The organism is Colwellia sp. MB3u-41, assembly GCF_014076845.1.
Taxonomy (GTDB): Bacteria; Pseudomonadota; Gammaproteobacteria; order Enterobacterales; family Alteromonadaceae; genus Colwellia_A.
This window is the reverse complement of record NZ_JACGUT010000033.1, coordinates 12,911-33,090: the sequence shown is the minus strand read 5'-3', so window position 1 is coordinate 33,090 and position 20,180 is coordinate 12,911. Positions and strand designations below refer to the sequence as shown.

Here is a 20,180-nt window from a genome sequence, read left to right as displayed (position 1 = left end):
ATGTCCTTATAATTTCGGGATCGAGGGTGAACAATCTGTAGTTTTATAGAAATAAGATGTTTTATAATTATAACGTTTTCTCAGTTTAAAATATTTAAGGTTAGAAATGAAAAAAAATCACTTAGAAGTAAGTAGAGATATTAGGAAAATAATAATCGATCGAGCTTATAGTTGCGGACAACCAGCTCATTTAGGTGGCGCTTTGAGTATGGTCGATTTATTGACAGTTCTATACGAAGACTTTCTCCGTTTTGACTCTTCAAATCCACTTTGTATAGACAGAGACATCTTTATTTTAAGTAAAGGACATACAGTTCTCGGTTATTTTGCGACCCTTTTTTATTACGACTATTTTTCAGAAGAAGTATTTGATACGTTTCAACAAAATGGCAGTAAATTAATAGCCCATCCAATAAAGAACCTCAAATATGGAATTGAGTCATCTAATGGAAGTCTTGGTCAAGGAATTTCGTATGCGGCCGGTATGGCATTAGCCTACAAGAAAAAAAGTCTTCCGAATAAGGTTTATGTCATGATGGGGGACGGTGAATGTAATGAAGGCTCGGTATGGGAAGCAGCTCAATTTGCTGCTGAGTTTAAATTGAATAACTTGGTCGCGATTGTTGATCAGAATGGATTCAGAAACGATGGTGCAACCGCTTATTCAGACGTTTTACACTTGGCAAAAATGTGGGGATCTTTCGGTTGGAACGTGATTGAAGTTAACGGGCACGACCATTTAGAAATACACAAAGCATATACGCTAGCAGCAATGAACGATGATAAACCGACAGTTGTTGTAGCAAATACAATTAAAGGTAAAGGAATCTCATTGATGGAAAATAATAATGACTGGCATCACAATAGAATAACCAAATCTTCTTATGATCAGTTTATTGGTGAATTAATGGGTAACAATAATGGAAATTAATAAAAAAATAGCAAAAAGATGGTCCCGTATGGGGCCTAGAGCTGTTTATGGCAAAGTCATGGCAACAATAGCCAAAGAAAATGATGATGTGTTATTAATGTCAGCTGACTTAGGACGCTCATCTGGATTAGCTAGTTTTTATCAAAATCACCCCGAGCGATTTGTAAATGTAGGGATAGCAGAGCAAAATATGATTGGCGTAGCTGCAGGCATGACTAGAGTCGATTATAAAGTTTATGCATCTACGTTCGCACCATTCGCTTCGATGAGAGCCGCTGAGCAAGTCAGAATGAATATGGGTTATATGCACGAGCCTGTAAAATTAGTTGCTCTAGGAAGCGGCTTAGCAATGGGATTTTTAGGCAACTCCCATTTTGGACTAGAAGATGTTGCTGTCATGAAAACTATCCCTGATCTTACTATTATTAGTCCAGCTGACTGTATTGAGTTAGATAAAGTGATGAATGCCACATTAAATTATGATCATCCTGTTTATATTAGGTTAACCGGCACTGTAAATTCTCCAATTGTTTATGAAGACGATTATGACTTCGAGATTGGTAAACCGAATTGGATCATAGAAAAAGGGCTTATAAATGTTATAGCGATGGGGACAACAGTAGGACAAGCAAAACAAGCCGTTGATCGTTTAAACGCTGAAGGTTACAATATTGGTTTGCTTAATATGCATACCATTAAGCCTTTTAATAAAGAGATTGTATTAGATGGGATTAAAGCTTCTAAACAGCTCTTTATTTTTGAAGAACACACTAAAGTAGGTGGCCTAGTAAGCAGTATTTATGAACTATTAATTGAAGAAAACATAACTAGTGTCGATGTAGTCACTAAATCATTACCTGACCAATATCTTGAAACCGGTGAATATGAATACTTAATTTCACTTTATGGATTAGATGGTGAAAGTATTTATAATCAAATGAAAGAGAATATTGAACGAATGTCAAATGCACAGGCCTCTACTTAGCAACTGATTACTTATAGTCTTGCTCTTGAATACAAGCGAGTAGGCAAGTGCCGATCTTATGTATATTACTGAGCAACTAAGATAATATTTAATATCTTTTCGTTGATAGTGATAAGTTAGTTAACTTATCACTATAGAATATTGTGTTTTTTGATATTGTCTTAATGAACCTTTAGTAGCAATAAATTTTACTGACATAATTGATATATATTAAAAATCAGGCGTTTATCTGCCTGTAAATTAAAGAAGCGAAGAGCTGAGTGTAATTTAGCTGGCTCTGAATAATATTGTAATTGAGAAAATTAATAAATTTTAAATAAATTGGAGAATGAAAATGACTAATCTTGAAAAATACGACTCAGTTTTTATTGACGTCTTAGAAATTGAACAATCAGATCTTACTGATAGTTTAGAGTACCAAAGCATTGATACTTGGGACTCAGTCGCCCATATGGCATTAATTGCAGAACTTGAAGATTTATTCGATATATCTTTAGAGATGGATGATGTAATTGATTTTGGTTCTTATAAAACAGGAATCAAAACGCTAGAAAAATATGACGTAAAATTTTAAATGTTATTATTAAGCCAGCCTAATGAATTAGATCATAATACGTTCATAATACACGGAAATACTACTTATTCTTATAATGATATTTTTAAGCTAGGTGATTCTCTTTTTGATAACAATGAAAAAGAAATCGTACTAATTTTATGTGATAAAGATATTGAGACAATTGTAAGTTATGTTGCTGCGATTAGGCACAATAAAGTTCCGTTATTGGTCGATAAAAATTATAAACCAGAGTTGTTGAGAAGTTTTATAACAAATTACAAGCCTAATTATATAATTACGGGTGAAAATATTGACTTAGAACTATTAGAGTATACTCGCAACTCTAGTGACATCGTTATGTTTCAAAGAAATGTTCCGTTGTCTAGTGATATATTTGATAAGCTGGCTTTATTAATTCCAACGTCTGGCTCAACCGGCGATCCTAAATGCGTCAGGATCTCTGCAAACAATATAGACACTTGTACTGAGTCAATCTGTGATTATCTAAATTTTGATGAAAATCGTGTGTCTATCTCCTTATTACCTATTCATTATTCATACGGGTTGTCGGTTTTACACAATACTATTTATTCAAGAGCAAAATATGTAATTTCAACACACACAATTTTGGAAAAAGAAATTTGGAATGATATAGAAAATTATGGGGTGACAGATTTTTCAGGTGTGCCTTTCACAATGAAAATTCTAAGAAGATTGACAATCGATTACCACAAAGTTCGTTCGTTAAAATATGTAACGCAGGCTGGTGGATACTTACCAGAAAGCTTTTCGAATTATTTTTACGAGGAATTCGGTAATCATGATATTAAATACTTCACTATGTATGGTCAAACAGAAGCTTCTCCACGAATCTCATATTTAAGCCCTGATGATTCTGTAGCTAAACATGGAAGTGCAGGGAGAGCAATTTCATGCGGAAAACTTACTATAGGAACTAATAGGGAAACTGTTGGTATTGGTGAACTTGTGTACGAAGGGCCGAATGTTTCACTAGGATATGCAGAAAATATAGCTGATCTATCTAAAGGAGACGAATTTAACGGCGTTCTATTTACAGGCGATATTGTTGAATTAGACGAAGATGGATTTATTAAGATTGTTGGACGAAAAAAACGATTTATAAAGATTAATGGCACCTCAGTTAATTTAGACAAAATCGAAAAAGATTTAGGTGATGGTTTTCCTGGGGTGGCTGTTGTCGGTAAGGATGATAAATTAGTTTTGATACTGTCAGAAGTGATGGATACAGATCTAAGGAAAATAGTTACCCAGAAATATGGTTTCAATAAAACCAATGTTAAGGTCTTTAACGTAGATTGTATTCCATTTAACTCATCTGGAAAGACAGACTATAAATTATTAAACGAACAGTATTGCGGTTAAACGATGAAAACTTTAAATCTTGACAGATATATGGAATTAACAGATCAGCACAAAGCTAATTGTAAACTTTACTCTTATTATATTGACTCGCTAACGCTTCCTTCAAAAATTAAAACGCTTGCTGATTTACCCTTTTTACCTGTTCGGGCGTTTAAAGAGTTTGATTTGCTTAGTGTGGCAGAGACTGAAGTATTTAAAGTTATGTTGTCCTCAGGTACTACCGGAAAACAGTCCAAAATATATCTAGATAAACATACAGCAAAACAGCAATCAAAGGGGTTGACTGATTCTTTTAAAGAATACTTTGGTAGTGGACGATTTCCTATGCTAATAATCGACTCAGAAAATACTGCTAGGGGACGAACGGCTCGAACTGCAGCGGTTAACGGTTTTTCGCTTTATGGAAAAAAAAGATGTTTTGCGCTTGATAGTAATATGGAGTTAAAGTTGCAAGAGGTGCAAGACTTTATAAAAAAACATGAAGGTCAAAAAATATTTATCTTTGGCTTTACGTTTATGCTTTATCAATACTTAATACAGCCATTGAAAAATAGCGGTATAAAATTAGATCTGTCAAATAGCTTCATTCTGCATGGTGGTGGCTGGAAGAAACTTGTTAATCTAAATGTATCGGATAACAATTTTAAATCGATGCTTAAAGAATATACTGGTTGCGGAGCTGTGCATAACTATTATGGCATGATAGAGCAAACTGGAAGTATATCCTTTGAATGCGAAAGAGGACATATACATGCACCAAGTAACGGGGATGTACTGATTAGGAATTTCCAAACATTCGACGTTAATAAATATGGCGAAGAAGGAATAATCCAGGTTTGCTCTACAATTCAGGAAAGCTATCCTGGGCACTCTTTATTGACAGAAGATATCGGCGTTTTATACCCTGCATCAAAATGCGCTTGCGGACGAAAAGGTGACATTTTGGTTATTAAAGGAAGATTACAAAGTGCTGAAATTAGAGGGTGTAGTGATGCTGTATAAATCTGAGAAAGAGTTTCAAGAAAATTTTGATTTACAGACTCTATGTCAAAAAAACTCAAAACCGATTTTTGCTGAAGAAAGGGTCAACTTCTTAGTCTCTCTTTCAAAGTCGATTCTGAGATCTCCTGCGGCAAAAGAATTCCCTGATTTAATTACATTCGGATATTATTGTCGTAAATCGAATTTAATGAAGTTGAAGTTGTCACAAATAGCACCGGACAGTGATAGTTTCAGATTCGGTTTAGGTACTTGCTTACATATTGCTCCTTCTAATATTCCAATGAATTTTGCTTTTTCGTTTTTAATGGGGTTTTTATCGGGTAATCGAAATATTGTTAGAATTCCAACTAAGAAATTTGAACAGTTGGATGTTTTTCTTAATTTGTTTTTAGAATTATGTCATACAAATGAATTTAAAAATATCGGACTCGCGAATTGTTTCGTCCGAACGGAGAGGGATAGTAACAAACTCATTGAGTTGGTCGCCAACTCGGATGCGTTAGTTGTTTGGGGTGGCGACAGAACAGTTAAACTCTTTAGGCAACTAGATAAAAAGCCTCTGTGCATAGAGGTTTATTTCCCTGATCGAGTGTCTTCAGTTGTCTTGGATTGCCAACATTTGATCAGTTTAAATGAAGTACAAATGGAGAGCTTTTGCAGGGATTTTTATAATGACACCTATTTAGTTGATCAAAATGCTTGCTCCTCTCCTTCAATTATTTATTGGTATGGGAATGAAGCTAAGCAAGACCAAGCTAAGCAAAAGTTTATCCATCAAATGAATAAGTACCTTGAGTCTTCTTATGACCTGGCAACTGTATCAAAAATTGACAAATTTATAGATGTAATTACATTCTGCGAGAAAACTAACGGTTCTATCAATGTTGAGCAAACTTCAGGGAAATTGTGGTTATTAGATACTGATAGCCAAGAGATAAAACCTAAATTAGGAACATTTATTTCGAAAGGTATCACTAAACTAGATGAGATTTCTACTTATATTCGAAAGAATGAACAGACTTTGCTTTATTTCGGTATAGATCCCAAAGAATTATTAACTATGATAGTTGAACATGGTAAATTAGTCGACCGTATTGTGCCTGTAGGACAGGCATTAAGCATTGGTATGCATTGGGACGGGAAAAACTTGATAGATACTCTGTCAAAAAAGATAGAGTTAAGATAACCAAATGGAAGATAATGTAAAATCATGAGGTGATATTGAAATATAGTATTCCCTTATTGAACATCTGCTACTTTAAAACATGAAGATAACCGTTCTGTTATCTTCATGTTCATAATTTACAAACAGCTTTAATCCTGTTTTCTCAATTTTTTGAGTTATCTGTTAATGCTAAACGATTTAATAAAATAAATATTTAAGGAACTAACATGGCTTTTAAATTAAATGCTGAAGAATTAAAAAAATACCAACCTAATCGTTACCCATTTTTAATGATAGATTCAGTTACTGAGGTTGAACCGGGAAAATACGCAAAAGGTTATAAGAATCTCTCTAATAATGAATGGTACTTTCCGGTTCACTTCCCTGGAGGACCAAATATGCCTGGTGCTCTACAATTAGAAGCTATGGCGCAGATGTTAACGGTTGCCCTTACTACTATAGATGGTTTAGAAGGTAAGGTAACTCATGCCCTAAAGCATACCGTGCGATTTAGAAAAGAGGTTCTTCCGGGAGAACAACTAATAATTGAAGCTACTATTTCGTCTTGGAAAAGAGGGATTTGTAAGGGTAAGGCCGTTGGTATGACTGATGGCGAAGTTGCATGTGAAGCAGAAATGATGATCACTATCCCTGAAATTTTAGAAGATTACTTGCCGAAAAAATGAATAAGATAGATTATGACTTCCTCGTGATAGGTAGTGGCGCCGCTGGCGCCGCTGCTGTTTGGCGTTTGGTAAATAAGGGGTTTAAAGTCGCTTGTTTAGAAAGGGGACCTGAATTGGACCCTGGTAAATATCCAACTACTGGCACTGATTGGGAAATTAAAAAAACGAATGAATTTTCTCCTGTAGCATCTACAAGGAAAAATCAAGCTGATTATCCTGTAGATGATTCAGAATCACCGATTGCCGTTTGTAATTACAACGCTGTGGGCGGTTCGACAATTATCTATTCCGCACACTTTCCTCGTTTTCAACCAAATGATTTTAAATTAAAAAGCAATGAAGGACTCTGTGAAGACTGGCCTATTAGCTATGAAAATATAAAACCTTATTTTGAAATCAACGAAATTGAAATGGCAGTAGCTGGTTTAGTCGGAGATCCAAAATACCCTGATATAGAAGAACTGTTACCACCGATCCCAATAGGTAAAACTGGAGAAATGCTAGGAAAAGCATTTAATAGTAAGGGATGGCATTGGTGGCCTAGTTATGGTGCTATCTCAACTAAGCAGCGAAACGGCAGAGATGCTTGTATCAACTTAGGGCCATGCAATACAGGTTGCCCACAAGGAGCTAAGTCAAGCGTAGACATTACATATCTAGCAAAGGCGAAAAAGCTCGGACTAGATCTACTTGCAGAATGTTCAGTAGACTCTATCATCGTAGAAAATAACGTTGCAAAAGGCGTTGTTTACTTTGACCCAGATGGAGTACGAAGGACTCTTTTAGCTAAAGGTGTTATTTTGGCTGCGAGTGCAATTGGTACTCCGAGAGTTTTGCTAAATTCGAAAGACTCAGTAACAGGCTCTAGCATAGCTAATTCAAGTGGACTCATAGGCAAAAACTTAATGATTCACCCTTTAGGGTATGTTGAAGGTGTATTTGAAGAAGAATTAGATACTGATATTGGACCTCAAGGATGCATGATATATAGCCTAGAGCATTATAGAAACCCAACTGAAAATTTTGATCTGGGTTATATGATGCATGTATTGCGTGGAACTGGTCCATTAGAAGCTGCTACATCGGCTTTAAGTAAGAGAAAGTTGAAATTTGGTCAGAAACTTTCAGATGACTTTTTTAACACCTATAAAAAACAGCTTTCTATTTCGATAATATGTGATGATTTACCAGATGCAAATAATCGAGTCGAATTGTCTGATGACCTTGATCGGTTTGGAAGTCGAGGTGTAAAAGTCCATTATAAGGTTTCAGATAATACAATGGCTATGATGAAGCACGGTATGTCTAACGCCAAAGAAGTACTAAAGGCAGCCGGAGCTAAAAAAACGTATGCCTATGGGCCTGTGAGGAATACTGGTTGGCATTTAATGGGAACATGTAAAATGGGATCAGATCCCAAAACGTCGGTTGTAGACTCTGATGGCCAATCACATGACGTAAAAGGCTTATTTATTGTCGATTCTTCATGCTTTGTAACTGGCTCCTGTGTAAACCCAGCGAATACCATACAAAGTGTTGCGCTCTATTTAACTGACCAGATAATAAAAAAATATGAATAACTCTATTTTTGTTTTGTTATGTAAAATGTATCCTGCAAGCCAGAAACTTCCATCATTTGAGAGTTTAGATGTTAATTTAGAGCTGTTTGAACCTAATACTGAGGCACTAATTACATCATTAATTAGTGAACTGAAAATTGAGTTAACCTGCGTTGATGTGAATGATTTTTTGAAATTATTCAAAAAAAAACACCCTAAAGAAGCAGGGAATCTAATCAATACCTCCCTTTCTTTATATTTCACCCACCCTACTGTTTTGATTAATATTCAGTCCGGGCGGAAAACTATCTTCCCCAATTATAGAACGCTGCCGGATATCGATTTTGATTTATTGATCCCCGTATTTGAAAGAGATGATTAACATGGATAAACAAGTAGTTGTAGTTACAGGTGCTGCTGGTGATATAGGTACTCCACTTACTAAAAAGTTAATAGAGTCGGGATATCATGTTGTAGCATGCGTTAGAGATATCGCTACGTCTGGTCTAGAAGTTAATGATGATTTAACACTATATGTATGTGATTTTTCAGATTCACTGCTAATTAAGGAATGTGTAAGTCAAATTAAAAAAAGTTATAAAGAGGTATATGCAATAGTTAATTGTGTCGGCGTAGCTCATGGAGGAAGCTTTATGTTGACGAAGCCAGAGGAAATAAAACAAATTTTTGATATTAATTATTTTGCAATCATTGACTTTACTCAGCAGTTGGTCCGGAAAATGTTAAGAAGGAAAACTGGCTGTATCTTAAATATTGCATCGACCGCAGGAGTTTTAAGTGATAAAGGTACAATTGCTTACGGCGCATCTAAAGCGGCTCTAATTCATACGTCAAAAGTAATGGCCACAGAACTAGGGGGCTTTGGAATAAGAGTAAATGCAATCGCCCCTGCTGTTGTTGAATCCAAGATGGCAGCACTCATGGATGAAGCAAGTCTTACTGAATTGGATAACCGAGCTTGTTTAAATTCAAAAATTTATCCACAAGAAATAGTTGATACCATAGAGTTCTTATTGTCCGATTCGGCTAGAAATATTACCGGGCAAGTAATAACTATTGATCGCGGAATAACTCGATAAGGCTAGTAATAAATAGCTGTTTTTATTTGTAGTGTGTAATTTTTTAGTTAATGGAGAACCGTACTTTGCAGTTTAGAAAAGATATTAATGGGTTAAGAGCTATTGCAGTAATTGCCGTTGTACTGTTTCATTTTAATGCCTCTTGGTTACCTGGTGGTTTTGCAGGTGTAGATGTATTTTTTGTCATTTCAGGTTTTTTAATGACAAGCATAATATTTAAAGGATTAGAGTTAGAAACCTTTTCTATATTGAAATTTTATGTAGCACGAGCTAATAGAATTATTCCTGCATTAGCTGGGCTCTGTCTTGTCTTACTTTGCTTTGGAGTGTTTTGGCTTGCGCCAGTTGAATTTAAAACATTAGGAAAGCACATTGCCAGCAGTATAACTTTTATCTCGAATATCATATTTTGGCGAGAGTCGGGCTACTTTGACGCAGAATCACATGGTAAGTGGCTATTGCATACTTGGTCGCTGTCTGTTGAATGGCAGTTCTACATAGTTTATCCAATTATACTTGTAGTTATGAAAAAGCTGTTGTCATTTAAGAAGTTAAAGCTATTGGTTTTAATTGGTACAATTATAGGTTTAGTTTTTTCAATTATACTAACTTACAAATGGCCAAACGCTGCCTATTATTTGTTACCGACTAGGGCTTGGGAGATGATGCTCGGAGGAGTTGCTTATCTTTACCCATTTAATATTCGAAATAATAGGAAACTGTATATCGAGTGGGTGGGGATTTCTCTTATTATTGGCTCTTATTTTTTTATAACAAAGGGTACCCCTTGGCCTGGATACTTAGCTTTATTCCCTGTTATGGGCTCATTTTTAGTTATCCAATCTCAACGTCATAATAGTATAATTACAGGTAATGCTTTTATGCAAAGAATTGGTACATGGTCTTATTCTATTTATTTATGGCATTGGCCATTAGTAGTCGGTATTTACTATTTTTCACTTGATGTAGTCTTTACTTTTTTAGGGGTTTTCTTATCGATACTGTTAGGTTTTTTAAGTTATAAATATGTCGAAAAAATAAGGTTTAAAAACGATTTTGTTGGTTTATTAGAATTCTTAAAGTTAAAACCTATTTATATGCTGATAGTAGTGGGAGCGCTTGGAAGTGTTGTTTTTATTGAAAATGGATACATTGACCGAGCTACAAACGATTATAAAGCATTGGTAAAGTCTGCAGAACCGAGTCCCTTTAGGCAGAAATGTCATATCAATAATTATCAAACACCCGGTTTATCTTGTGAATACTTTGGTTCAAATATTACTTGGGCAGTACTTGGAGATAGTCATACTGTTGAAATTGCATATGCATTGGCTGAAAAGTTGAAAGTAAATGATATTGGTTTAAAGCACTTTAGCTTTTCAAGTTGCCCTTCATCTTACCGAGAAGTGAATTCATATAATAAATGCTCGCGTTGGTATAACGAATCATTAGACTATATTCTAAAGGATAAAAAAATAAAGAGCGTTTTGCTAAATCATCGATTCACTTCTGATCTATTTGGTGGTGATGCTGCTGGTTACCCTAAAATTGAAGAGCAAATATTAACAGATGAAGTAATGCGGAGAACAAAAAACATTGATAATGTTATTAACGTACTAGCCAAAAATAAGGATAATGTTTATATCTTCTACCCGATTCCAGAGTTAACAAGGAATGTAAATAAGCTTATTGGTCTAGCTTATAAAAATAATTCAAGTCTGTTGAATATTATAAATACCGATTTAAATTGGTATAATCAAAGAAATAAATTCATGATTCATCATTTTGAAAATGCAAAATATCCTAAAAATGTCCACTTGTTAAAACCCTCTGATCTTTTTTGTGATGAAAAAAGTTGTTTTGCAGTAAAAAACGGCATCCCTCTATACTTTGACGACGACCATCCATCTGTTGCTGGGGCTACTATTCTAGTCGGTCTTATTGAATAACATTGATTAATATATGTTGTCATTGTCACGAGCCAATAATCGTAAATTATAGTAAGTGAAGTGGTCAAGTAAAATTGGCCACAGTTTTGTAGTTTAACTAGTACCTTAGTTCTGATTCATTTGGGCTTATTCCAGCGTTGCACCTATGTGGCCTCAATTGATTATATTAATTCATGATGTAAGCAATAACCGCTCGTTTAGCTTCATTAAAATTCTTATAACCTATCAAAGGTACCCATTCTGTTTTCAAACTTCTTATAAATGATTTTGTAATAATTATCTTTTTTGACAGTAACTGTATCGAAACTATGGGTAGGCTTATTGACTTAATTGTAACTCTATGATTTATGAAGACGTATGGTTCCCCCGTTATTGCAAGAGAAAAATTAATGACGGGGCGATTTTCGCTAATTTATTCGGAGTCATATTGGGTTTACACCCACACCACGCCCCCCCTTGATTAAAATGCCATTGTTATGCTTTCGCTGTTAACTTCTTATCAGGTGAGTTAGGTATTACACAACCAACGGGCTTACGTGCAAATAAACCGAACGACTTCCTGTCCAAATAAATGTTATATCACCACACCAAACTTGATCTGGCTTTATTACTGCAAACTAACGTTCTGTAGTTGTCTACAAATATAGGTTTTTGGAGTAGTCAACTGTAGATGAATACACTGAAATGCTTTAGAATATGCCCAATTATTCTGATAATTATATGTTAAGTAAAATAGTAAATTATAATAGCCATAAACCTGTGATGTTGACTGGTCTTTTAATTCTATCTGTAGTTCATTATATAAGACTATCCGTTCACCAATAGCTGATATTGTTAAGAGGTTGTATAAGTAGATGTTGATTATTAAATGCCCAAAGATATGTTCTAACGAATTTTCTTATATATTAAAAGTTGTTTTTGATGAGTTTTTAGGACTTGAGTTCTCGATAGAGACCATAAATACAGATGTATTAATTATTGAGAATAGTGATAGTAAAAATCTCATCACAACTAGTATTGATTTTTTTAATTGTTCTTCTAAAGCATGGTTAAGTCCAAGTAGTATGCCCCAACAGCCATTAGAATCTTGGACACCAAGAACTGATGGTTTAAAAGTTGATATGATACAAGATTATGTCCCCGTCTTATATGGAAAATCAGGCATAGAAATAAATGATGGTGATTTTCATTTTCATATGGATATTTTAGGTAGTGTTTTTTTTCTCCTATCTCGATACGAAGAACTTGTTGTATTAGATAGAGACTTGCATAATCGTTTCCCCGCAAAGGCATCAGTTGCACATATAGAAGGTTTCCTAGATCGGCCTTTAGTTGATGAGTATGTAGAAATTCTTTGGGCAGGTATGAAGCGCACTTGGCCTGAATTGAAAAGGAAAGAAAGCATTTTCTCTAATGTTGTGTCCTGCGACGTTGATTGGCCTTTTCACCCTGCGCATTTTAGCATTGCCTCTTTGATTAGAGGGGGGGGAGCAGCATTATACAGGGATAGGTCGATTCACAGACCGTTAAAAATGGTTAATAGCTACTTACGTAGAGTCTTAGGTTTAGATTTTGAGGATTCCTATAGAGACGCTTTATCCTGGATAATGGATGTAAATGAAAAGCTGGGTAATCGGGTCGCTTTTTACTTTATAGCGGACCACTCATCGAAACTAGATAGCAACTTTGACTTAAGTGGGGAGTATTTACAAGAATTGATCACTGAAATTACACAAAGAGGTCATGAAATAGGTATTCACCCCGGTTATAATACATTTAATGATCCCATTTTATTTAAGAAATCAGTAGATTCACTTAAAACTGCACTTAAAAAAGCTGATTTACCACAAGACAACATAGGTGGTCGTCAACATTATCTTCGGTATGATATTGGTATTACGCCTTTGTTATGGGAAAATAATGGATTAACTTATGACAGTTCTTTGGGATATGCTGATAGTGCAGGATTTCGCTGTGGAACTTGTCGTGAATATTCTATGTATGACTTACTTAACCGTAACGGGTTAAAATTAAAGCAAAAACCACTGGTTGCTATGGAAGCTTCCATTATATCAAACCAATATGAAGCTTTAGGGCACTCTGAGCTTGCTATTAAAAGGTTTTTAGATTTAAAAAAATCATGTGAAAAAATGTCAGGTCACTATAACTTATTATGGCACAATTCAAATTTAGTAAGTAAAGCGGATAAAGATATCTATATAAAGATATTAAGTTAATCATAATTTTAAAATCAATTAAATTAGAGTCAATATGTATATAGTTTCGTTTTGCAATTTCAAAAAGCTCGAAGGGTCAGAATCACACGCCATAAATATTATTAAAAACTCTGTTAATTCTCAAGGTGTAAAAGCATTAGTACATGTTAGGTCCAAAGAATATTTAGATTTTTCGTCTGATAACGTTATTTACTTCGGGAGTAAAAAAGATAGAGTAATTAACAGTACTTTGATTCAAACTATTTATTATATTGTTAAATATTACAGCTTTTTTTCAAAATATTTTCAAAAGCCTAAAGAATTATTTTATTTTAGACTAACTATGGCTTTGCCTATTGTTTTTTTACTTTACAACTTTATGGGATTCTTGGGTACAAAAAAAAGAGTTGTAGTAGAGCATAATGGAATACTAGAACTTGATGGAACCGTTGAGAAAAAACGATTGTTTACTAAGCCAATTTTACGATTTGTACAACTTTGGTGCTCTCGTTTTGGCGAGTCTAATAGAGCAGTTACGTCTCAAATTGCAGAGTATATTAAGGGTAATGTCCAAGCTGACGTATTTGTTCTTGGTAACGGTTATGATAGCACCGCTTTTTGTGAATATACCAAACCAATATTATCTCAAGTAAGTCAAAATCCATTTGTAATTACATTTGTAGGTAATTTAGTTAAATGGCAAGGGGTTGATACGTTAATTCATGCAGCCGCTTTGCTGAAAGATAGAAAAATTTTGGTTAAGATAATTGGTGATGGTGCAGAACGAAATCATTTAGAAGCTTTAGTCGATGAACTTTATTTACAAGATGCAGTTCAGTTCTTAGGGCGTTTGGATAAACCTGGAATTATTGATGTATTTCACAATTCAAATGTTTTATGTGCCCCATTTTCAGCTGGCAGAAACTCAAAAGTTGGAAATAGTGCCCTTAAAATCCGCGAGTACTTAGCCACAGGCTTACCCATTGTTTGCAGCGACATTCCTTATGACCTTAAAATGGATGAGAAGGCTGAGTTATTCATTCCTGATAATAGAGAACTTTTGGCTGAAGTACTATTAAGGGTAAAAGTTGATTATCAAACTTATTTTGAATCCTCGGATAAAAATTTACATTTTGCGAAAGAGTTTCTTTCATGGTCTGCAATCGCAGAAAAACTAATCAAGGAACTACACGAAGTTGAAAATCAATTCGAGTAACTTTAGACGAAATGATTTATTATTTCTCTACACATATACATGTGGGGTAATTCTGGCAGCGTTGAATCCAATATTCTTTATAGTTTCAGTCAGTGCATTATTTTATTTTGTACCGAAGTTTAAATATATTCCAATATATTTTCTTTTTGTTTTCGTGATTTTTGATTGGTTAAATTTATTTTATCTTAATGCAATTGGGTACTCTTATTATCAAATTTTTCAAGGAAGCTCATTACTTTTAATCGTTTATCTTTTTGTTAAGCTAGTCGGTATTTCAAATAAATGGGTCGCAATTTTTTTATGTTTTTTATCTATTCATACCATAATAGCACTTGGGGCTGGCAATGATATAGTTAAAGTTGTGGCGAGTCTTAAGAATATAATTCTATTTATAACTCTGTTTTCTTTAATAGCTAAAGGATATTCAGAATGGAACTTATCATCGCTTTGTATTTTGTTCTTAGTGCTCTTTTTGAGTGTTTATATTCAATTGGTGCAGAGTTTAATGGGCCTAGAATCTTATATTTTCTCACTAGGTTTTGATGAGTTTTATAATCAACGTTCTATTAGTTCTATTGGTGATGTACCTATTGGTTTTTTAACAAATAACCCTATTACTGGCGAAATAGAAGAAAGATGGTTAGGAATATTTTTAAGCCCAGATAAATTCCCTTACCTTATCAATCTAGCATGTTTGATTTTTATTGGTTTTATTAACTTCAAAAAGAAAATTTCTTTTACAATTAATATTATTTTAATTATCTTTGTGATTTTGATTCTATGGTTTTTACATGTAAAAGCTGTTCTATTACAATTTTTGATATTTAGTTTTTCTTTTTATGTCTGTTATTATTTTAAAATAAAATCTTTTTATGCTCGATTTTTTGTTATTGTTTTTTCGCTAATTATTTGTGTTATTGGGGCTGTGAGCTTCGTTCCCGCTAGTGTACTCTCTTCAACGGGTGCAATTCAGCACTTGTGGGGATTGGTAAATCCCTTATTGAACTCTCATCCTATATCTGTTGATTTTTGGTTGGGAAATGGTATGGGCTCTGGTGGCACTGTAGGGGGGGGGGCATACGCTGAACAAGGCTTAACTAAACATGACGTTGGTGGGGAAAGCTTTGTTGGAGCTTTATTTTACCAGTTAGGGATCGTAGGCGTTAGTTTATATCTTTTTGTTGTCAAGCTAATAGACGATTGGTGTCGGAGCCAATGTCTTTTAAAAAAATATTTTTTAATACGTTATTCTTTATGTTCTTCTCTTATAATATCAGTTCCCATTGCTTCAGCTTTTAGTGAACCAATGATGTCTTTTTTTCAAGTTGTTACATTTAGTCTAGCATTTGTATATATATCTAACTATCGAGAAGGAAAATTATGAAAAAAGCTCTTATAACCGGTGTTACAGGACAAGATGGGTCGTATCTTGCCGAATTGTTGCTTGAGAAAGGTTACGAAGTTCATGGAATAAAACGTCGAGCATCATCTTTAAATACCGAGCGTGTAGATCATATTTACCAAGATAGCCATGAAGAAAATCCTCGTTTCTTTCTTCATTATGGTGATCTTACTGATTCGTCTAACTTAACTCGGATAATTAAAGATGTTGAACCAGATGAAGTATATAACCTTGGTGCTCAGTCCCACGTTGCAGTTTCTTTCGAATGTCCAGAATATACTGCTGATGTAGATGCAATGGGTACATTACGTTTGTTAGAAGCCATTCGTTTTCTTGGTTTAGAAAAGAAAACAAAATTTTATCAGGCGTCAACTTCTGAATTATATGGAGAGGTTCAAGAAATTCCTCAAAAAGAAACCACACCATTTCATCCTCGTTCGCCTTATGCTGTTGCTAAAATGTATGCATATTGGATTGTTGTAAATTATCGTGAATCTTATGGCATGTACGCCTGTAACGGGATTTTGTTTAATCACGAATCCCCCCGCAGAGGCGAAACTTTTGTCACTCGAAAAATTACCCGTGCAATTTCTAACATATCTCAAGGTCTAGAAAAATGCCTATATCTTGGTAATATGGATGCCTTACGTGATTGGGGACATGCTAAAGATTACGTGCGTATGCAATGGATGATGCTTCAACAAGAACAGCCTGACGATTTTGTAATTGCAACAGGTAAACAAATTTCCGTACGTGATTTTGTTACTTTATCTGCTAAAGAAGCGGGTATTGAGCTTACATTTAGTGGCGAAGGTTTAGAAGAGATTGCAACGGTCACTGCTATTATTGGAAATGATGCTCTCGCACTTAAAGTTGGCGATGTGATTGTAAAAGTTGATCCTCGTTATTTCAGACCTGCAGAAGTAGAAACACTATTAGGTGATCCAACCAAAGCCAAAGAGAAACTAGGCTGGGTTCCTCAGATAACTGTGGAAGAAATGTGTGCAGAAATGGTACAGAATGATTTGAACAAAGCGAAGCAGCATGCACTACTTAAAGCACATGGTCATGAAGTTTCCATTTCAATAGAAAATCAAGGTTAATTAGATGTTAGGGTTAGATTCTAAAATATTTGTTGCAGGTCACCGTGGAATGGTTGGTTCAGCAATTGTCCGTCAATTAGAGGCAAAAGGTTACCATAATATCATCACTCGTAAACGTAGCGAGTTAGATTTGGTTAATCAGGAAGCTGTTGCTGATTTTTTCGCTACCGAAAAGCCTGATGCAGTTTTCTTGGCTGCTGCGAAAGTGGGGGGGATTCATGCTAATAGCATTTTCCCCGCCGAGTTTATCTATGAAAATATGATGATGGAATGCAATATCGTTCATCAAGCATATGCTAATGGTGTTCAAAAGTTATTGTTTTTAGGTTCTTCATGTATTTACCCAAAACTGGCTGAACAGCCTATGGCAGAGGTAGCATTATTAACGGGTACTTTAGAAGAAACTAATGAACCTTACGCTATTGCTAAAATAGCAGGGATTAAATTATGTGAGTCATACAACAGGCAATACTCTGTTGACTATAGAAGTGTAATGCCAACTAATTTGTACGGTCCACAGGACAATTTTCATCCTGAAAATAGCCATGTGATCCCTGCGCTATTAAGACGTTTCCATGAAGCGAAACTCAATGGTGATACTCAAGTTATTGCTTGGGGTAGTGGTAAACCGATGCGTGAATTTTTATATGTTGATGATATGGCTGCTGCATCTATACATGTGATGAATATTAATAAAGAAACTTATGAATCTAATACTTCGCCTATGCTAAGCCATATAAATGTTGGAACAGGTGTTGATTGTACCATTCGTGAACTTGTTGAAACTGTAGCGAAAGTAACTGGTTTTAAAGGTGATATTTCATTTGATGCTACTAAGCCAGACGGCGCCCCTCGTAAACTGATGAATGTCGACCGATTAAAGTCTTTAGGCTGGTCTTCTACTATAACTTTAGAAGATGGTCTAGAACAGGCTTATCAATGGTTTTTAAATAATCAAGACGACTTTCGTTGTTAAGTCAGTTGTTATGAGTTTACCTGAAAAAATATTTAAAGAAATAGTGGCGTCAACTCCTTTAATCTCTATCGATTTGATAGTACGAGATACTCAAGGAAAAGTCCTTTTAGGAAAACGAACTAATAGACCTGCACAGGGCTATTGGTTTGTGCCTGGTGGGCGTATTCTAAAGGATGAATCTATAGAACTAGCTTTTAAACGTTTACTTATTGACGAGTTAGGGCTTGATTTTTCAGCAGTGAAAACTTCATTCATAGGAACTTATCAACATTTCTATGATGATAATTTTTTTGACAGTGCATTTAGTACACATTACGTCGTTTTAGCTTATCAGATAATTTTACAAAATGATTTAGCATCAATACCTAATGAACAACATAGTTCATATAATTGGTTTAGTGAAAATGAATTATTAAATGATGATAATGTTCATTTGTACAGTAAATGGTACTTCCAAAAAGGTCAGCATGCAGATGATACTTTATTATCAAAACTACCGATTTAATAAATAGAGATAAATTTTATGATTATTCCCGTAATAATGGCAGGAGGTTCTGGTTCGCGTTTATGGCCATTATCGCGCCAAATGTTTCCAAAACAATTTCTTACTTTGCATGGCAACTCATCCATGATTCAAGCAACAGCAGAGCGTTTGTCCGGTATTGAACATGCACCTGCTATTGTTATTTGTAATGAAGAACATCGTTTCTCTGTCGCTGAGCAATTTCGCTTAAATAACATTCCTAACAGCGGTATTATTTTAGAACCTGTCGGACGTAATACTGCACCAGCCATTGCATTAGCCGCATTACAAGCATTAAAAAATAATGAAGAACCATTATTACTTGTGTTAGCTGCCGATCATGTTATTAAAAATGAAGATGCTTTTACAGAGTCAGTAAAGCAGGCTCAAACCCATGCTGAGAAAGGGAAGTTAGTCACATTTGGAATTGTACCTACCGCACCCGAAATCGGTTACGGTTATATAAAGCGTGGTGAGGCACAATATGAGTCAGGTTATGCTGTTGCGGAGTTTGTTGAAAAACCAGACAAAGAAACCGCTGAGTCTTACCTTGAAACTGGCGAGTTTTATTGGAACAGTGGTATGTTTTTATTTAAAGCAAGCCGTTATTTAGCTGAATTGAAAATTCATCGACCAGATATTTTAGCTGCTTGTGAAAAAGCTATGATTGATACACAAAGCGATTTAGATTTTGTTCGTGTTAATACACCCGCTTTTGAAGCTTGCCCTGATGATTCTGTTGATTACGCTGTAATGGAAAAAACATCAGATGCTGTAGTTGTTCCAATGGACTGTGGTTGGAGTGATGTAGGTAGCTGGTCTGCATTATGGGAGGTGTCCCCAAAAGACAATAAAGGCAATACTTTTAAAGGCGATGTGATGTCTATTGATACTACAAATTCATTTGTGTATGCGCAAGATAAATTAGTGGCAACTATTGGTCTAGAAAATATTGTTGTAGTCGAAACCAAAGATGCTATTTTAGTTTCAAAACTTTCTGAAGTACAAAAAGTAAAAAAGATTGTTGAACAGTTGAAAACTGAAGAACGCTGTGAGTTCAAACACCACCGAGAAGTATACCGGCCATGGGGAGCATACGATTCAATAGATAATGGTGAACGCTTCCAAGTTAAGCGCATAACTGTGAAGCCAGGAGCTAAACTATCAGTACAAATGCATCATCATAGAGCTGAACATTGGATTGTGGTATCAGGTACTGCCAAAGTTACGAATGGGGATAAAGATCTTTTATTAACAGAAAATCAATCAACTTATATCCCGATTGGTGTTGTACACGCATTAGAAAACCCTGGTAAAGTGCCATTAGAGTTAATCGAAGTGCAGTCTGGTTCATACTTAGGAGAAGACGATATTGTGCGCTTTGAAGACAAGTATGGGAGAATATAA

The 20,180-nt window shown here is 35.0% G+C and carries 18 protein-coding genes; all 18 read left to right on the top strand.

Translation table 11 applies throughout. The annotated features are described in order from the left end of the window. Positions 1–106 precede the first annotated feature (106 nt). The 18 genes from H4J73_RS02050 (at position 107) to H4J73_RS01965 (ending at position 20,180) form a co-directional block, all read left to right on the top strand. Positions 107–931, top strand: coding sequence for a transketolase (locus H4J73_RS02050; protein WP_182223662.1), 825 nt, complete (start codon positions 107–109; stop codon positions 929–931). Then, the gene (locus tag H4J73_RS02045) at positions 921–1,916 is read left to right on the top strand and encodes a transketolase family protein (protein WP_220460648.1); all 996 of its coding nucleotides are present in this window, start codon (positions 921–923) and stop codon (positions 1,914–1,916) included. The genes H4J73_RS02050 and H4J73_RS02045 overlap by 11 nt, the downstream gene beginning before the upstream one ends. 334 nt (positions 1,917–2,250) lie before the next feature. Further along, on the top strand, positions 2,251–2,490 hold the full coding sequence (locus tag H4J73_RS02040) for an acyl carrier protein (protein ID WP_182223663.1): 240 nt from the start codon (positions 2,251–2,253) through the stop codon (positions 2,488–2,490). Beyond that, a complete protein-coding gene (locus H4J73_RS02035) occupies positions 2,491–3,876 on the top strand; it encodes an AMP-binding protein (RefSeq protein ID WP_182223664.1) in 1,386 nt (461 codons plus the stop codon). 3 nt (positions 3,877–3,879) lie between these two features. Next, positions 3,880–4,878 carry a long-chain fatty acid--CoA ligase gene (locus H4J73_RS02030; protein WP_182223665.1) on the top strand — a complete coding sequence of 333 codons (999 nt, stop codon included), beginning with the start codon at positions 3,880–3,882 and terminating at the stop codon, positions 4,876–4,878. Next, positions 4,811–6,064, top strand: a complete 1,254-nt coding sequence (locus tag H4J73_RS02025) for an acyl-CoA reductase (RefSeq protein WP_182223666.1) — start codon at positions 4,811–4,813, stop codon at positions 6,062–6,064. Before H4J73_RS02030 ends, H4J73_RS02025 begins: the two co-directional genes overlap by 68 nt. Positions 6,065–6,270: 206 nt before the next feature. Next, the gene (gene fabZ / locus H4J73_RS02020) at positions 6,271–6,729 is read left to right on the top strand and encodes a 3-hydroxyacyl-ACP dehydratase FabZ (RefSeq protein ID WP_182223667.1); all 459 of its coding nucleotides are present in this window, start codon (positions 6,271–6,273) and stop codon (positions 6,727–6,729) included. Further along, entirely contained in the window at positions 6,726–8,309 is a 1,584-nt protein-coding gene (locus H4J73_RS02015) for a GMC family oxidoreductase (protein ID WP_182223668.1), read from the top strand. Before fabZ ends, H4J73_RS02015 begins: the two co-directional genes overlap by 4 nt. Beyond that, positions 8,302–8,670 (top strand): hypothetical protein, encoded by a 369-nt coding sequence (locus H4J73_RS02010; RefSeq protein WP_182223669.1) that lies wholly within the window; start codon positions 8,302–8,304, stop codon positions 8,668–8,670. Before H4J73_RS02015 ends, H4J73_RS02010 begins: the two co-directional genes overlap by 8 nt. A 1-nt stretch (position 8,671) precedes the next feature. Then, a complete protein-coding gene (locus H4J73_RS02005; RefSeq protein WP_182223670.1) occupies positions 8,672–9,388 on the top strand; it encodes an SDR family NAD(P)-dependent oxidoreductase in 717 nt (238 codons plus the stop codon). Positions 9,389–9,453: 65 nt separating this feature from the next. After that, positions 9,454–11,337, top strand: a complete 1,884-nt coding sequence (locus tag H4J73_RS02000) for an acyltransferase family protein (RefSeq protein ID WP_259367922.1) — start codon at positions 9,454–9,456, stop codon at positions 11,335–11,337. Positions 11,338–12,191: 854 nt separating this feature from the next. Further along, a complete protein-coding gene (locus H4J73_RS01995) occupies positions 12,192–13,574 on the top strand; it encodes a polysaccharide deacetylase family protein (RefSeq protein WP_182223672.1) in 1,383 nt (460 codons plus the stop codon). Between the two features lie 34 nt (positions 13,575–13,608). Further along, positions 13,609–14,769: a glycosyltransferase family 4 protein gene (locus H4J73_RS01990; RefSeq protein WP_182223673.1), complete on the top strand. Its 1,161-nt coding sequence runs from the start codon at positions 13,609–13,611 to the stop codon at positions 14,767–14,769. A 61-nt stretch (positions 14,770–14,830) separates the two neighbouring features. Further along, entirely contained in the window at positions 14,831–16,153 is a 1,323-nt protein-coding gene (locus H4J73_RS01985) for a hypothetical protein (protein WP_182223674.1), read from the top strand. After that, entirely contained in the window at positions 16,150–17,274 is a 1,125-nt protein-coding gene (gene gmd, locus H4J73_RS01980; RefSeq protein ID WP_182223675.1) for a GDP-mannose 4,6-dehydratase, read from the top strand. Before H4J73_RS01985 ends, gmd begins: the two co-directional genes overlap by 4 nt. 4 nt (positions 17,275–17,278) lie before the next feature. Continuing rightward, complete coding sequence (locus tag H4J73_RS01975; protein WP_182223676.1) at positions 17,279–18,250, top strand: GDP-L-fucose synthase; 972 nt, start codon at positions 17,279–17,281, stop codon at positions 18,248–18,250. 10 nt (positions 18,251–18,260) lie between these two features. Next, positions 18,261–18,755, top strand: a complete 495-nt coding sequence (locus tag H4J73_RS01970) for a GDP-mannose mannosyl hydrolase (RefSeq protein ID WP_182223677.1) — start codon at positions 18,261–18,263, stop codon at positions 18,753–18,755. Positions 18,756–18,773: 18 nt separating this feature from the next. Then, positions 18,774–20,180, top strand: coding sequence for a mannose-1-phosphate guanylyltransferase/mannose-6-phosphate isomerase (locus tag H4J73_RS01965; RefSeq protein WP_182223678.1), 1,407 nt, complete (start codon positions 18,774–18,776; stop codon positions 20,178–20,180).

Coding starts and splice junctions, on each gene's coding strand:
- H4J73_RS02035 (WP_182223664.1), top strand. CDS start 2,491: ATGTTATTATTAAGCCAGCCTAATGAATTAGATCATAATACGTTCATA.
- H4J73_RS02045 (WP_220460648.1), top strand. CDS start 921: ATGGAAATTAATAAAAAAATAGCAAAAAGATGGTCCCGTATGGGGCCT.
- H4J73_RS01970 (WP_182223677.1), top strand. CDS start 18,261: ATGAGTTTACCTGAAAAAATATTTAAAGAAATAGTGGCGTCAACTCCT.
- H4J73_RS02050 (WP_182223662.1), top strand. CDS start 107: ATGAAAAAAAATCACTTAGAAGTAAGTAGAGATATTAGGAAAATAATA.
- H4J73_RS02015 (WP_182223668.1), top strand. CDS start 6,726: ATGAATAAGATAGATTATGACTTCCTCGTGATAGGTAGTGGCGCCGCT.
- H4J73_RS01990 (WP_182223673.1), top strand. CDS start 13,609: ATGTATATAGTTTCGTTTTGCAATTTCAAAAAGCTCGAAGGGTCAGAA.
- H4J73_RS01975 (WP_182223676.1), top strand. CDS start 17,279: ATGTTAGGGTTAGATTCTAAAATATTTGTTGCAGGTCACCGTGGAATG.
- H4J73_RS01965 (WP_182223678.1), top strand. CDS start 18,774: ATGATTATTCCCGTAATAATGGCAGGAGGTTCTGGTTCGCGTTTATGG.
- H4J73_RS02030 (WP_182223665.1), top strand. CDS start 3,880: ATGAAAACTTTAAATCTTGACAGATATATGGAATTAACAGATCAGCAC.
- H4J73_RS02040 (WP_182223663.1), top strand. CDS start 2,251: ATGACTAATCTTGAAAAATACGACTCAGTTTTTATTGACGTCTTAGAA.
- H4J73_RS02005 (WP_182223670.1), top strand. CDS start 8,672: ATGGATAAACAAGTAGTTGTAGTTACAGGTGCTGCTGGTGATATAGGT.
- H4J73_RS02010 (WP_182223669.1), top strand. CDS start 8,302: ATGAATAACTCTATTTTTGTTTTGTTATGTAAAATGTATCCTGCAAGC.
- H4J73_RS01995 (WP_182223672.1), top strand. CDS start 12,192: ATGTTGATTATTAAATGCCCAAAGATATGTTCTAACGAATTTTCTTAT.
- gmd (WP_182223675.1), top strand. CDS start 16,150: ATGAAAAAAGCTCTTATAACCGGTGTTACAGGACAAGATGGGTCGTAT.
- fabZ (WP_182223667.1), top strand. CDS start 6,271: ATGGCTTTTAAATTAAATGCTGAAGAATTAAAAAAATACCAACCTAAT.